The organism is Streptomyces sp. NPDC059875 (assembly GCF_042731085.1).
Lineage (GTDB): Bacteria > Actinomycetota > Actinomycetes > Streptomycetales > Streptomycetaceae > Streptomyces.
Genome location: NZ_JBHWJZ010000014.1, coordinates 1 through 14,803, shown reverse-complemented (window position 1 = coordinate 14,803; position 14,803 = coordinate 1). Strand labels below are relative to the sequence as shown.

Genomic DNA, 14,803 nt, shown 5'->3' with positions numbered 1-14,803 from the left:
GGGGTCAGGGCGTGGTGCCCGTCCCGCCGTCGGCGCTGCCCGCCGTCGTACCGACGGTCGTGCCCTGCGACGTGCCCGTGTTGGTGTTGCCCTGCGAGGTGCCCGTGGTGGTGTTGCCCTCCGTGGTGCCCTCGGTGGTCCCCTCGGTGGTGCCCTCCGTGGTCCCCTCGGTCGTGCCCTCCGTGGTCCCCTCGGTGTCCGTACCGCCGTCCGTCGGATCCGTCGGCGGAGTGGTCGGCGGAGTGGTCGGGGGCGTCGTCTTCGGCGTCGACGGCGTCCACGACGGCTCCCACGTGTGCTGATCGCCGCCCGTGGAGCTGTCCGGCTCCTCCGTCTCCTGCGTCGGCTCCTCGGACGGCGTCGGCGAGTCCGTGACGGTGGACGGCGAGTTGGTGACCGTCGGCTTGTCCGTCGTCGTGCCGCCCTTCTCACCGGCCTTGTCCAGCGCGTACACGACACCCGCCACGATCGCGATCAGCGCGAGCGCCACGAACAGCAGCAGCTTGCCGCGACCGCGCTTGCCGCCGCCCTGCCCGCCGTAGCCGTCCTGCCCGTAGCCACCGCCGTCGTACCCGCCGACCCCGCCGTCGTCCGGGTTCATCGGCGGCAGGATCGGGCGCTGCGCGGTCTCGTGGTGCATCGGGTGCCCCAGCGCCGTCGTCGCGGCCATGCCGCCGACCGGCGTGTGACCACCCTCGTGCACCTCCACCGGGCCGGTGTTCCACGTGCCGGTGTGAGCACCCGCCTGCTGGAGCATCTGCAGGCCGTACTGGATCAGCCCGCGCATCTCCTCGGCGCTCTGGAAGCGGTCGTCCGGGTCCTTCGCGAGCGAACGCATCACCAGACCGTCGAGCTCCGGCGGCGCCCCATGGGCGACCTCGGACGGCGGGACCGGCGTGTCCTGGACGTGCTGGTAGACCACTGACAACGGTGTCTCACCGGTGAACGGGGGCCGCAGCGCGAGCAGTTCGTAGAGCAGACAGCCGGTGGCGTACAGGTCGGACCGGTGGTCCACGGCCTTGCCGAGGGCCTGCTCGGGGGAGAGGTACTGCGGCGTGCCCATGACCATGCCGGTCTGGGTCATCGTCGACTGCGCGCCGTGCAGGGCGCGCGCGATGCCGAAGTCCATGACCTTCACCGCGCCGGTGTGCGTGATGATGACGTTCGCCGGCTTGATGTCCCGGTGCACGATGCCGTGCTGGTGCGAGTACGCGAGCGCCTCGAGCACGCCGGAGACGATGATCAGGGCCTGCTCGGGACCCGGCGCCTCGGCGCTGATCAGCAGGTCGCGGATGGTGCGGCCCTCGACCAGCTCCATCACGATGTACGGCACGGAGTGGCCGCCCACGACGTCCTCGCCGGAGTCGTACACCGCGACGATCGCGTGGTGGTTGAGTCCCGCGACCGACTGCGCCTCGCGCGTGAAGCGGGCCTTGGAGACCGGGTCCTCCGCGAGGTCGGAGCGGAGCAGCTTCACGGCCACCGTGCGCCCCAGCCGGACGTCCTCGGCCGCGAAGACCTCGGCCATGCCGCCTCGCCCGAGACGGTGCGTCAGCCGGTACCGTCCGTCACCGACCACTCCGCCGATGCCCCAGGACTCCGCGGCGGCGCCCGACAGGCCGCCGCCGCCTGCTTCGGATTCGGGTGCCATCAGTCCTCGCCGTCGTCTGTCTACCGTGCAGTGCCGTCGTGCAGTGCCGTACCGCCGTCACGCTACAGGCTTCGTCCGACATCACAGTCCGAGATGGACCGGCCATCCAACCCCGACGGCGTACGCCTGTGCAAATTCCAGGCGGTTCCTGTAACGCTTGCGAGACGCTTCTTGCGCGGAGGGTCACGGAACGGGCACCTGGCTTGACGTGGCACTGCCCTGGGGCAGACTTGGCCAGGAAATTCCGGATCAGCGCCGCCACGCGCGCGTAGGGGGAGCACGAATGAGCCAGGACGGCGCACAGGGCCGCTATGCGGGCGGTTCGGTCGCGAACGGTCGTTACCAACTTCGCGACCTGCTCGGCGAGGGCGGCATGGCCTCCGTCTACCTGGCGTACGACAGCGCCCTCGACCGGCAGGTCGCCATCAAGACCCTGCACTCGGAACTGGGCCGGGAGCAGTCGTTCCGCGAGCGGTTCCGGCGCGAGGCGCAGGCCGTCGCGAAGCTGTCGCACACCAACATCGTCTCGGTCTTCGACACCGGCGAGGACACCCTCGACGGCGCCGTCATGCCGTACATCGTCATGGAGTACGTGGAGGGGCAGCCGCTCGGCTCGGTCCTGGCCTCCGACGTACGGCAGTTCGGCGCGATGCCGGCCGACAAGGCGCTCAAGGTGACGGCCGACGTGCTGGCCGCGCTCGAGACCAGCCACGAAATGGGCCTGGTCCACCGGGACATCAAGCCCGGCAACGTGATGATGACCAAGCGCGGCATCGTCAAGGTCATGGACTTCGGCATCGCGCGGGCCATGCAGTCCGGTGTCACCTCGATGACGCAGACCGGCATGGTCGTCGGCACGCCGCAGTACCTCTCCCCCGAGCAGGCCCTCGGCCGCGCCGTGGACGCACGCTCCGATCTTTATTCGGTCGGCATCATGCTGTTCCAGCTGCTGACGGGCCGTCTGCCGTTCGACGCCGACTCGCCGCTCGCGATCGCGTACGCGCACGTCCAGGAGGAGCCGGTCGCGCCGTCCTCCATCAACCGCTCGGTGACGCCGGCGATGGACGCGCTCGTCGCCCGCGCGCTGAAGAAGAACCCGAACGAGCGGTTCCCGAGCGCGGCGGCGATGCAGGACGAGTGCCTGCGGGTGCTGTCGGCGGGTCAGACGGGCGCGCCGGTGATCGTGGCGGGCGGCCCGGTCAGCAGCGGCTCGGGCGTGGGCTCGGCGGTCTTCCCGCCGGTCGGCCAGACCCCGCCGCCCCCGGTGCACGGCGTGCAGCAGCCGTACCAGCCTCCGACGCCGCAGCCGGGCCCGTACGGTCCGCCGACGCCTGCCCCCTCCTACGGCTACCCGCAGCAGGCCCCGACGCCCGCCCCGGTCCCGGCGTACCAGACGCCCGCTCCCGGGCCGTACACGATGGCGCCGCAGCAGTCGTCGGTGCAGGCGAGCGGCGGCTCCGGCGCGTCGAAGCGGAACACGCCGGTGATGGTCGGCGCGATCGTCGTGGCCCTGATCGTGATCGGCGGTGTGATCACCGCGATCTCGCTCAACAAGAAGGACGACCCCAACGACAACGGGGGCGGCGACCCGACTCAGAGCCAGTCGGCCGCGCCGGGGCACAAGGGTCCGGACCTCTCCAAGACCATCGAGACGAAGAAGTGCACGGAGCCGACCGAGTCGAGCGACGACCCGGAGAAGTTCGAGGTCCCGAACTTCACGTACAAGAACATCCAGTCGGTGAAGGCGTGCATCCAGGCCGCGGGCTGGAAGATCAAGACGCAGACGCCGGTGGACGAGAACACGTACGGCGAGGGCACCGTCCTCGAGCAGTACCCGCCGGTCGGTGAGGACATCGACAAGGACGGCGCCGACTTCACGCTCAGCATCTCGACGGGCAACCCGCCGCAGTAGCCGCTCGGCTCGCCGGGCGCCGTTCACGCGCCCGGCCCCGGCTGGCCGGTGGCTGTCCGGGCGGGCCGTTCGGTGGCTGCCCGGGCGCGCCGTTCGGGCGGGCTGTCCGGGGGGTCGGTCGGGCGGGCCGTCCGAGGGGCTCCGGCTCGCTCTCTCACCCCCTCCTCCTGTCCGGGATGCCGGATGTGTCCCGACATGTGACGCTGAGTTGAACAGTCGGCGGCTCGGTACGGGAGGGGGTCACCCGGTGACTCCAGGACTCCGCGGAACGCGGACGCGGGCCCTCGGCCCGGTGGTCGCGTGCTGGCTGGTGGTGGGTGCCGTACCGGTCGCGTACGGGGCCGAGAGAGGGCCGACGGCGGACCACCCCAGGGCCTCGGCGCCGGCGGCGAGGTCGACGACGGCCGCACCCTCCAAGCCGGCCTCGTCGGCGACGTCCCCATCCCGTCCGTCCCGACCGCCCTCCCCCTCCCCTTCCTCCTCTTCCGCTCGTCCGGCCCCTTCCGTCACGAGCGGCGGCGCCTCCCGCCCGCCCGGGGCCTCCGGCCCTCCCGCGGCGGCCGGCTCGGCCTCCGCGACCCCCTCCGGGCGGCCCGGTCGGCCCGCTGCCTCCGAGCCCGCCGGGCCCTCCCCGTCCGGCTCCCTGGCCGGGCGTCCCGCCGGGGCGGGGCGCGAGCGGCCCGGTCGGCCTGCCGCACCGCCGAAACCGAGCGCCTCCGCCGAGCGGGAGGACCCCGCGCGTACCAAAACGGCAACAGCCGAAGAGCCGCCCGTCGAGGAGGAGGTGGCGGAGGAGGAGCTCGAAGCGGTACCCGAGACGGAGCCCACCGCCACCACGCCGCCGCCCGCGTCCGCGCCCGCCGCGGCGCCCCGGCTCAGCCCCCGCGCCACGACCACCGCCGCTGACCGGCAGATTCCCGTCCTCACCCTGGGCGCCGGGCTCGCCATGGTGGGGCTCGGCATCGGTTTTCTCGGCGTCCGGATGCGCCGCCGCTGAGGGGACCGTCTGCCGCGGACCCCTCCGGGTCCCCCTTGAGACGGACCCGGAGGTTCCGTCTCAGGTCGCTTGTCCGCCGCGGCATACCCGGTATACATACTGAGTATGTCGATCCGCCACGGGCTCCTCGCCCTCCTCGAACGCGGGCCTCGCTACGGCTCGCAGCTCCGTACGGAGTTCGAGTCCCGCACGGGCTCCACCTGGCCCCTGAACGTCGGCCAGGTCTACACGACCCTCAACCGTCTCGAACGGGACGGCATGGTCGCCCAGAGCGGCGAGGACGACGCCGGCCACGCGCTCTACGCGATCACCGACAGCGGTCGCGACGAGCTCAGGAGCTGGTTCGAGAAGCCCGTGGACCGCACCAGCCCGGCCCGTGACGAGCTCGCCATCAAGCTCGCCATGGCCGTCGGGGCGCCCGGCGTCGACATCCGCGCCGTCATCCAGTCGCAGCGCCGCCACACCGTGAAGGCGATGCAGGACTACACCCGGCTCAAGGCCCAGGCACTCGCCGCCCTCGAGAGCGGCGAGTCCCGGGAACGCGACGACGTGGCCTGGCTCCTCGTCCTGGAGCAGCTGATCTTCCAGACCGAGGCCGAGGCCCGCTGGCTGGACCACTGCGAGGCCCGGCTGATCCGGCTCTCGACGGCAACCGCCGGCTCCGCCACCCCACCCGGTTCCACCGCACCCGGCCCCGCCACCACCACCGCTCCCGGTGACGCGCGGTCGCCCGAGTCCGCCGGCGCGTCCTCCGAGGGCGCCCGCCGGGCACCGCTGCGCTGACCCGCGGCCCCACATTCCGCACGACCTGTTCCCGCACGACCTCTCACCATCTCTTCCCGCATCACCTCTTCAACCGCTCCGTACGAGACCGCACGTGACCGTACGAGACCGCGCGTGACCGCACGTCCCGCGACCGTCCGTCGGCGTACGTCCAAGGGGGACCCCTCCATGTCCACACAGCAGCCCGTGCTGCAACTGCAGAACCTGACCCGTGTCCACGGCTCCGGCGAGACCGAGGTGCATGCCCTGCGCGGCATCGACCTCGACGTCTTCCCCGGTGAACTCGTCGCCGTCATGGGCCCGTCCGGCTCCGGCAAGTCCACCCTGCTCACCATCGCGGGCGGCCTGGACACCCCCACCTCCGGCCGGGTGATCGTCGAGAACACCGACATCACCACCGCCGGCCGCAAGGCCCTCGCGGCCCTGCGCCGCCGCAGCATCGGTTACGTCTTCCAGGACTACAACCTGATCCCCGCCCTGACGGCCGCCGAGAACGTCGCCCTGCCCCGCGAGCTGGACGGCACCTCCGCCCGCAAGGCGCGCGGCGAGGCCCTCGCCGCGCTGGAGGAGATGGAGCTGGGTCACCTCGCCGACCGCTTCCCCGACGAGATGTCCGGCGGCCAGCAGCAGCGGGTGGCCATAGCCCGCGCTCTCGTCGGCGACCGTCGCCTCGTCCTGGCCGACGAGCCCACCGGCGCCCTGGACTCGGAGACCGGGGAGTCCGTCCTCGCCCTGCTGCGCTCGCGCTGCGACGCCGGTGCCGCGGGCGTCCTCGTCACCCATGAGCCGCGGTTCGCCGCCTGGGCCGACCGCGTCGTCTTCCTGCGGGACGGCGCCGTCGTCGACCAGACCGTGCGCAGCGAGGCCGACTCGCTCCTGACGGGCCAGGCGGCCGAGCGGTGAACAACTGGTTCCACTCCTGGCGCGCCGCGATCCGTATCGCCCGCCGTGACGCCTGGCGCTTCAAGGGCCGCAGCTTCCTGGTCCTCGCCATGATCGCCCTGCCCATCCTGGGTGTCAGCGCCGCCGATCTGACGCTGCGCAGCTCCGAGCTCTCCACCGAGGAGCAACTGGACCGGATGATGGGCGCCGCCGACGCCCGGTTCACCGACGCCGCCGTGGGCGGCGACCCGATCTTCCAGTCTCCGGACGGGGAGATGCACAACCCGGCCAAGGACTACGGGGACAAGGCCTGGCCGAGCGGTACCGCCGATGTCCCCAAGACCTTCCCGGCCGGTTCCACCGTCCTCACGGACAGCTCCGGGAACGCCAAACTCACCACTGTCCACGGACTGCTCCAGACCGAGATCCGCGAACTCAAGGCCGCCGACCCGATGGCCAAGGGGATCATGACCCTCCTGGAGGGACACTTCCCGGAGAAGGCGGACGAGGTCGCCGCGACCACGCACTTCCTGGAGAGCAGTGGCCTGTCGATCGGCTCCACCCTCTCCCCGCGGGGCTCCGACCGGACCTACCGGATCGTCGGCTCGTACGAGCTCCCCAACGATCTGAAGGCCGACCAGGTCAACGCCCTGCCCGGCGCGTTCCTCGCTCCGTACGCCAAGGTGGCCGAGAAGGCCGGTATGTCCAAGGGCGGAGTCTCCACCGCCCACCTGGTGAAGGCGCCCGGTGGTTTCACGTGGAACACCGTGCAGCAGATCAACACCAAGGGTGTGGTCGTCACCTCCCGTGCGGTGCTCCTGAACCCGCCGGCCGACTCCGAGGTCCCGCTCTACCAGCAGGAGGGCTGGGGCAACTACGAGTCCAGCACGGGTGCCCAGGCGGCCGAACTCGCCGCCCTCGGCACGGTCGTCGGCCTCGCGATGCTGGAGATCTGCCTTCTGGCCGGGCCCGCGTTCGCCGTCGGAGCCCGCCGCTCGCGCCGCCAGCTGGGGCTCGTCGGCGCCAACGGCGGCGACCGGCGCCACATCCGGGCCATCGTCCTGGGCGGCGGCCTTGTCATCGGCGTCGCCGCGGCGGTCACCGGCACGGTCCTCGCCCTGATCCTCACGTTCCTGCTCCAGCCGGTCCTGGAGGACGCGTTCGGGCAGCGGTTCGGCAGCTTCGACGTCCGCCCCCTGGAACTGCTCGGCATCGCGCTGCTCGCCGTGCTGACCGGCCTGCTGGCCGCGATCGTCCCGGCCGTCACCGCGTCCCGGCAGACCGTCCTGGCCTCGCTCACCGGCCGTCGCGGTGTCCGCCGCAGCAGCCGCGTGCTGCCGCTGATCGGTCTGGCCGCCCTGCTCCTGGGCGCGGCGATCGCGCTCTACGGATCGGTGATCTCCGACCAGTTCGTCATCGTCGCGGGCGGCAGCGCCCTCGCCGAGCTGGGCGTGGTCGCCATGACCCCGGCCCTGGTGGGCCTCTTCGGCCGGACCGGCCGCTGGCTGCCGCTGTCGCCGCGCCTCGCCCTGCGGGACGCCGTGCGCAACCGGGGCCGTACGGCACCCGCCGTGGCCGCCGTGCTCGCCGCGGTCGCCGGTACCGTCGCCGTCTCCACGTACGCGGCGAGCGACGAAGCGCAGCAGCGGGCCGAGTACCGGGCGAGCCTGCCGCACGGCGCGGTCGCCGCCCTCGTCGAGGAGGAGGGCGGCCGGGACGTCCCGGCGGTCCGTGAGGCCGTCCAGCGACACCTGCCCATCGACACCCGAGCGGATGTCGCCCGCGTGCGCGTCGGAAAACCCGGCTGCGCGCCCTACGAGGAGACCCCGGGCTGCGGCAGGTTCGAGGTCGTCATCCCGAAGGCCAACGAGTGCCCGCTGTGGACCTCCTCCGTCAACGGCGAGGACCCCGCGGCGAAGTTCTCCAAGGAACAGCGGCGCAAGCTCGCCGAGGACTGGCGCTGCAAGCAGGACGACGAAGGCGGCATGTACGTCGACGGCGGGATGCTGATCGGTGACGCCAAGGTCCTCAAGGTCCTCGGGATCAAGGACCCGGGCGCCGAGAAGGCGCTCGCCGAGGGCAAAATCGTTTCCTTCTCCAAGGCCCTGGTCGGCCAGGACGGCAAGGTCGGCATCAAGCTGATCGCCGACACCGCGAAGGCGAACCAGGCCGAGCAGGAGGGCAAGCCGGTACCGGGCAAGATCGTTTCCCTCCCCGCCCACCTGGCTCCCGAAGAGGTGAGGTCGTACGGCGTCCAGGCGCTCCTCAGCCCCGAGGCCGCCAAGGCCGCAGGCCTCACCACGGCGCCGCTGGGCTCGTACTTCTCCACCGACACGATGCCGACCACCGAGCAGCGCCAGAAGCTCGACGGCGAGATCTCCAAGATCGGCAGCGATGTCGCGCTGACCGTGGAGGAGGGCTTCGTCGGCAAGGGCAGCATCGTGCTCCTCTCGCTGGCGGTCTTCGCCGGTCTGGTCACCATCGGCGCCGCAGGCATCGCGACCGGCCTGGCCCAGGCCGACGCCGAGGCCGACCTCAAGACGCTCTCCGCCGTCGGAGCGCCCCCGCGGGTCCGCCGCACGCTCAGCGGCTTCCAGTGCGGGGTGGTCGCCGCGATGGGTGTGATCCTGGGATCGGCGGCCGGCGTGCTGCCGGCGGTGGGCCTGCGGCTCACCGAGGAGCGCGAACGCCTGCGCTTCTACCAGGAGAGCCTGGACGAGGGCTGGGGCGCCATGTCCTCGCCGCCCTACGTGCCGATCGTCGTCCCCTGGGAGACGCTGGTGGGGCTGCTGGTGGTCGTGCCGATCGGTGCCGCGCTCCTGGCCGCCCTGGTGACCCGCTCGCGCGGGGCCCTGGCCCGTCGCGCCGCGACGTGACCTGACCCGACCCGACCGGTTCGTTGCGTTCCTGTGCCCCTGTACGAGGGTGGATCACCCTCGTACAGGGGCACACCGTGTGGTGAGGCATGTGTGCGAGAGAATGGCGGCATGGAGATGCCGAGGAATGAACGGTCGCAGGAGAGCCCCCAGGTCCTCATCGTGGGACAGGACGGTATGGCACTCGGCGGCACTCAGGGTGACGACGAATCCCGCGAGGTCCCGGTGACGGAAATGGTCGAGCAGCCTGCGAAGGTCATGCGGATCGGCAGCATGATCAAGCAGCTCCTGGAGGAAGTACGCGCGGCACCTCTCGACGAGGCCAGCCGGGTCAGGCTCAAGGACATCCACGCCAGCTCCGTGAAGGAGCTCGAGGACGGGCTCGCGCCCGAACTCGTCGAGGAACTGGAGCGGCTCTCCCTGCCGTTCACGGACGAGGCGATCCCCTCCGAGGCGGAACTGCGCATCGCACAGGCCCAGTTGGTGGGCTGGCTCGAGGGCCTCTTCCACGGCATCCAGACGGCGCTGTTCGCCCAGCAGATGGCGGCCCGCGCCCAGCTGGAGCAGATGCGCCGCGCCCTGCCGCCCGGCGCGCCCCACGACGATGACGACGACCAGGGACACGGACACGCGATCCGCTCGGGGCCGTACCTGTAGGTCGCCTCTCCGTACGGAAGGGCCCGGCACACGAGCGTGTGCCGGGCCCTTCCGTATGCCGGGTCTCCCGTATGCCGGGTCTCCCGTATGCCGGGTCTCCCGTGTGCCGAGCCTTGCGTGTGCCGAGCCTTCCGTGCGCCTGGTCTTCCGTGCGCCGAGCCAGGTCCGTATGGCGGGCCAGGTCCGTTCGCCGGGCCAGGTCCGTTGTTCAGGCCTTCGGGGCCAGCAGGAGCACCTTGCCGACATGGCTGCCGGAGTCCAGCGCCCGGTGGGCCTCGGCGGCGTCGGGCATCGGCACCGTACGGTCGACCACGGGGCGTACCGTCCCCGCGCCGATCAGCGGCCAGACATGCTCGCGCACCGCGGCGACGATGGCCGCCTTCTCGTGAAGGGGCCGGGCGCGCAGCGTCGTCGCGGTGATCGCGGCGCGCTTGGCGAGCAGGGCGCCGATGTTCAACTCGCCCTTCACCCCGCCCTGCATGCCGATGATCGCCAGGCGCCCGTTGACCGCGAGGGCCTTCACGTTGCGCTCCAGATACTTCGCTCCGACGATGTCGAGGATGACGTCGGCACCGGCCCCGTCCGTGGCCTTGCGCAGCTCCTCGACGAAGTCCTGCTCGTGGTAGTCGATCAGGATGTCCGCGCCGAGCTCGGCGCAGCGCGCCAGCTTCTCGGGGCCGCCGGCGGTCACCGCGACCCTCGCCCCGACCGCCTTGGCCAGCTGGATCGCCATCGTGCCGATGCCGCTGGCGCCCCCGTGCACCAGCAGCGTCTCGCCGGGCCGCAGATGGGCGATCATGAAGACGTTCGACCAGACGGTGCTCGTCACCTCCGGCAGCGCGGCGGCCGTGACCAGATCCACGCCGTCCGGTACCGGCAGCAGCTGGCCGACCGGCACGGCGACCTTCTCCGCGTAACCACCGCCCACCAGCAGCGCGCACACCTCGTCGCCGACGGACCAGCCGGACACTCCGGGGCCGAGCGCGGCGATCCGGCCCGAGCACTCGAGGCCCGGGTACCGGGACATGCCCGGCGGCGGGTCGTAGAAGCCCTGTCGCTGGAGCAGGTCGGCGCGGTTGACGGCGCTCGCCACCACCTCGACGAGGACCTCGCCCTCGGCGGGCACGGGATCGGGCACCTCGGCCCAGACGAGGGCCTCGGGACCACCGGGTTCCGGAATCGTGATCGCATGCATGGCGGCGAGGCTACTCGGGCGGCGTGGACAGCGGAGTGACGGGCGCCGCGCGCACGATCGTGATCACACGGTCCGTCAACTGCAGCGGGCTGGCGGCCGGATCGTCGTATCCGAGCAGCCGGTGCCCGCGCAACACGCTGACCACCAGGTCCTCGGTCTCCCGCACGCTCTTGCCCACCTCTGCCTTTATGACCGGCCGCTCCACCAGGTCGAGGCCCGAACCCTGCTGGATCAGGTCCTCCATCACCGCGCCGGCGCTGGGGCTGAGCACCGAGAGCCCGAGCAGCCGTCCGGCCGCGCTGGCGCTGGTGATCACGGCGTCCGCACCGGACTGGCGCAGCAGCGGGGCGTTCTCCTCCTCGCGCACGGCGGCAACGATCTTCGCGCCCCGGTTCATCTGCCGGGCGGTCAGCGCGACCAGCACGGCCGTGTCGTCGCGCTGGGTGGCGATCACGATCTGACGGGCCTTCTGGACCTCTGCGCGGAGCAGCACATCACTACGGGTCGCATCACCGACCACGCCGACGAACCCGTCCGCGTTCGCCGTCTCGATCACCTTCGTGGAGGGATCGACGATCACGATCTGGTCCTTGCGCAGTCCGGTCGCGCAGAGCGTCTGGATCGCGGAGCGGCCCTTGGTGCCGAAGCCGACGACGACGGTGTGGTCACGCAAGGTGGACCTCCAGCGGTTCAGCCGCCACTCCTCCCGGGTCCTTTCGGTGAGGACCTCGAGAGTGGTGCCGACCAGGATGATCAGGAACAGCACGCGCAGCGGCGTGATCACCAGGATGTTGATGAGCCGCGCCGAGTCGCTGTACGGGACGATGTCGCCGTACCCCGTGGTGGAGAGGGTGACGGTCGCGTAGTAGGCGCAGTCGAGGAAGTCGAGGGTCTCGTCGGCGTTGTCGTGGTAGCCCCCGCGGTCCACGTAGACGATGAGGGTCGTGAGCGCCAGCACGCCCAGCGCCATCAACAGCCGTTTGCCCACCTGCCGCAGGGGCTTCTCGACGACCCGCCGGGGCATCCGGACCCGGGAGGGCGATGTCTTCTCGTCCGCGTGCCGGGCCATGACGTCCCGACTGGGAAGTTTCACGTGAAACACGCTCCGTGGGACGCGCCCTGAGCCGGGGACACCGGCCAGGGGAGGTCGAGGATCTCCAGGGCGTCACCGGGCCGCGCCCCTCCGGGCGGGACCACCGCCATCCCGTCCGCCGCGGCGATCCCCCGGAGCATCGCCGGGCCGTTGTAGTGCAGGGGGACGACCTGATCGCCGCGGTGGACGACCGGGACGAGGCGGGTGTCGTGCGGATGGCCGTGCACCTCGTCCCGTACGGGCACGTGGTACGGCGACGAGTCCGGGGCGCCCGCCAGGGCACGGAGCAGGGGCTCGGCCAGGGTGAGCAGTCCGGAGACCGCGGCGAGCGGGTTGCCGGGCAGGCCGACCAGGTGCCGGCCGCCGTCGAGGCGGGCGAGCAGCATGGGATGGCCGGGGCGGACCTTCACACCGTCGACGAGGAGGGTGGCTCCGGCCTTGGCGAGGACGGGGTGGACGTGGTCGACGGGCCCGGCGGCCGTGCCCCCGGTGGTGATCACCAGATCGGCCGCGGAGCCGGTGACGGCGGTGTGCAGGGCCTCGGCGTCGTCGCCGATCCGTCGCGTGGCGAGCACGTCGGCGCCGAGCGCGTTCAGCCAGGGGCCGAGCATGGGGCCGAGGGCGTCCCGGATCAGTCCGTCGTGGGGGAGTCCCGCCGTCAGGAGTTCGTCGCCGAGGACGAGGACCTCCACGCGGGGGCGGGACAGGGTCGCCAGCTCGTCGTACCCGGCCGCCGCGGCGAGGCCGAGGACGGCGGGGGTCACCGCCGTCCCGGCGGGCAGCAGCCGGTCGCCGGAGCGGCACTCCTGCCCCCGGGGGCGGATGTCCTGGCCGGGTACGACCTCGCGCCGGGCGTGCAGATGGCCGCCGGCGTCCGTGCGGGAGTGCTCGCTGCGGATGACGGCGGTGGTCTCGGGGGGTACGCGGGCGCCGGTGGCGATCCGTACCGCCGTACCGTCCTCCAGTGCCGTGGTGGCGGCGGCGCCGGCGAGCACCGCGCCCTCGCCACGGATCTCCCAGGGCCCGGGGCCCGCGACCGCCCAGCCGTCCATGGCCGAGGTGTCGAAGGACGGCAGATCGGTGAGGGCGCTGAGCGGCTCCACGAGGACCTGTCCGAGGGCCTGCCCGAGCGGCGTACGGCGGGGCTCGCGCGCGGCGCCGCCCGCGGCCCCGGCCCGGGCGGCGACCGCCCGGGCGGCGGGCCAGGGGGTGGCACGGTGGGGCTCGGCGCGCCGGGGCTCGGCGGCGCGCGGCGGGGCGACGAGGGCGAGGGCCTCGTCCACACCGTCGCTCTCGACCGCGGGCGCGGCCTCCGGCTCGGCGTCCGGCCCGATCCCCGGCTCGGACGCGCGCTCCTGCCGGGTCATCCGGCTTCGCCCTGCTCCGCTTCGGCGGCCCAGCGGTTGGCGAGGGCGGCAGCCTTGCGGGCGGCCTCGGCGACCGCCTCGGGGCCGCCGTCGGCACCGGCCGCCTGCGCCGCCGCGTACCCGACCAGGAACGTGGTCAGCGGCGCGGCGGGACGGGCGACCCCGTGGGCGGCGTCCCGGGCCAGATCGAGCAGCACGCCGGTGTCGACGTCGATCTCGATGCCCAGCTCGTCCTTGACTGCGGTGATCCATTCGTCCAGCACGTTCCCATGCTCCCTGATACGGGCCCGGGCCGCGGCGATGTCCTCCCAGGTGTCGCAGTCGAAGGAGGCGAGGGGGTCCGCGGCGACCCGGACGATGCGGAGCTCCCGCGTGAGCAGACGCAGCGGGAGGTCGGCGAGGGTGCCGTGCGCGGTGGCGATGAGAGCCAGCTCACGCCGGAGCGCCTCGGTGCGATAGGCGGCGACGAGCGGCTGGTCCCGGCCGCCGGGGTCGACCAGCAGCGCGGCCTCGGCGTCGGGCGCCCCGGACAGGGCGTCGAGCAGCTGCCGGCCGGTCCGCTCGTCGAGGAACGGCAGGTCGGCGGAGAGGACGAGCACCGTGCCGGCGTCCACCTCGCGCACCCCGGCGTCGACGGCGGCCAGCGGTCCCCCGCCGGGCGGCTCCTCCCTGGCCCACACCACGGGCCGTACGGTCGCCCGTCGCCCGCCGACGACCACGGTGCGCCCGGCGCCCCGGCACCCGGCCAGAACCCGGTCGAGCAACGCCCGGCCCCCGACCCGTACCCCAGGCTTGTCCGCCCCGCCGAGCCGCTTCGCGGCACCCCCGGCGAGGACGATGGCGTCATACACGGTCGTCATCCCAGCAGTATGATCCGCACCCGCCCGGTACGACCCCGAAGATCTCCGTCCGTCTCACGCACGGAGACAGCCGGGTACGAGAACGGGCCCGGCGCCGGCGCGCGCCGCCCCGGGGCGGCCCGGGGGTCGGCGCGCCCGCATCTGACGCCTCCGCGATCCCGCACGTCTGCCCCTGGGCCCGCCCGCTCCCTCCACTCACGCGACGCGACGCGGCGGCCGACTGCCGGCCAAGGCCGCCGCACCCGCAGGTCGGAGCGGTCGCACGCGCGCGGAACGCGCCGCCGACCAGGTGGCCCTGCCGGGGACCGCACGAGCGCAGCCGGGCCCGCCGCCTTCGGGGCCGGGCAGTCACGCACGCGCGCGGTATGGCGCCGCCGCCCAGGGGCCGCTGCCGCGTCCGGGGCCTGGACGCCACGGCCCGCGAACCTACGGCCGGAACCGTTGCCGGTCGGCGGGGACCGCTGGGACCCATCGACGGTCGTTCACGCCCACGGGAGCCGCCGACCCGGCCGAGTCAGGCCGGGTCGGCG

At 72.9% G+C, this 14,803-nt stretch carries 12 protein-coding genes; 6 read left to right on the top strand and 6 right to left on the bottom strand.

From position 1 onward, the window contains the following. Window positions 1-4: 4 nt before the first annotated feature. Window positions 5-1,651, bottom strand: a complete 1,647-nt coding sequence (locus ACFV9D_RS18585) for a protein kinase (protein WP_385146795.1) — start codon at window positions 1,649-1,651, stop codon at window positions 5-7. Between the two features lie 283 nt (window positions 1,652-1,934). Between ACFV9D_RS18585 and ACFV9D_RS18580 the strand changes: the two genes are divergently transcribed. After that, window positions 1,935-3,563, top strand: a complete 1,629-nt coding sequence (locus ACFV9D_RS18580; protein ID WP_385146792.1) for a protein kinase — start codon at window positions 1,935-1,937, stop codon at window positions 3,561-3,563. Between the two features lie 240 nt (window positions 3,564-3,803). On the opposite strand, the gene ACFV9D_RS18575 is transcribed toward ACFV9D_RS18580, so the two are convergent. After that, window positions 3,804-4,073, bottom strand: a complete 270-nt coding sequence (locus ACFV9D_RS18575) for a hypothetical protein (protein WP_385146789.1) — start codon at window positions 4,071-4,073, stop codon at window positions 3,804-3,806. A gap of 274 nt (window positions 4,074-4,347) precedes the next feature. On the opposite strand from ACFV9D_RS18575, the gene ACFV9D_RS18570 reads away from it, so the two are divergent. The 5 genes from ACFV9D_RS18570 (at window position 4,348) to ACFV9D_RS18550 (ending at window position 9,758) form a co-directional block, all read left to right on the top strand. Then, on the top strand, window positions 4,348-4,560 hold the full coding sequence (locus tag ACFV9D_RS18570) for a hypothetical protein (RefSeq protein WP_385146786.1): 213 nt from the start codon (window positions 4,348-4,350) through the stop codon (window positions 4,558-4,560). Window positions 4,561-4,665: 105 nt separating this feature from the next. Beyond that, window positions 4,666-5,343, top strand: coding sequence for a PadR family transcriptional regulator (locus tag ACFV9D_RS18565; protein ID WP_385146784.1), 678 nt, complete (start codon window positions 4,666-4,668; stop codon window positions 5,341-5,343). A gap of 168 nt (window positions 5,344-5,511) precedes the next feature. Next, entirely contained in the window at window positions 5,512-6,246 is a 735-nt protein-coding gene (locus tag ACFV9D_RS18560) for an ABC transporter ATP-binding protein (RefSeq protein WP_385146781.1), read from the top strand. Further along, entirely contained in the window at window positions 6,243-9,101 is a 2,859-nt protein-coding gene (locus tag ACFV9D_RS18555) for an FtsX-like permease family protein (protein WP_385146778.1), read from the top strand. The genes ACFV9D_RS18560 and ACFV9D_RS18555 overlap by 4 nt, the downstream gene beginning before the upstream one ends. Window positions 9,102-9,212: 111 nt before the next feature. Next, on the top strand, window positions 9,213-9,758 hold the full coding sequence (locus ACFV9D_RS18550; RefSeq protein WP_376434368.1) for a bacterial proteasome activator family protein: 546 nt from the start codon (window positions 9,213-9,215) through the stop codon (window positions 9,756-9,758). A gap of 208 nt (window positions 9,759-9,966) precedes the next feature. On the opposite strand, the gene ACFV9D_RS18545 is transcribed toward ACFV9D_RS18550, so the two are convergent. The 4 genes from ACFV9D_RS18545 to ACFV9D_RS18530 are packed head-to-tail and all read right to left on the bottom strand — an operon-like array spanning window position 9,967 to window position 14,273. Next, a complete protein-coding gene (locus ACFV9D_RS18545; protein ID WP_385146774.1) occupies window positions 9,967-10,953 on the bottom strand; it encodes an NAD(P)H-quinone oxidoreductase in 987 nt (328 codons plus the stop codon). A 10-nt stretch (window positions 10,954-10,963) separates the two neighbouring features. After that, on the bottom strand, window positions 10,964-12,046 hold the full coding sequence (locus ACFV9D_RS18540) for a potassium channel family protein (RefSeq protein ID WP_385146771.1): 1,083 nt from the start codon (window positions 12,044-12,046) through the stop codon (window positions 10,964-10,966). Beyond that, the gene (locus ACFV9D_RS18535; protein ID WP_385146768.1) at window positions 12,043-13,413 is read right to left on the bottom strand and encodes a molybdopterin molybdotransferase MoeA; all 1,371 of its coding nucleotides are present in this window, start codon (window positions 13,411-13,413) and stop codon (window positions 12,043-12,045) included. Before ACFV9D_RS18535 ends, ACFV9D_RS18540 begins: the two co-directional genes overlap by 4 nt. Then, the gene (locus ACFV9D_RS18530; RefSeq protein ID WP_385146765.1) at window positions 13,410-14,273 is read right to left on the bottom strand and encodes a DUF6457 domain-containing protein; all 864 of its coding nucleotides are present in this window, start codon (window positions 14,271-14,273) and stop codon (window positions 13,410-13,412) included. Before ACFV9D_RS18530 ends, ACFV9D_RS18535 begins: the two co-directional genes overlap by 4 nt. Window positions 14,274-14,803: the final 530 nt, after the last annotated feature.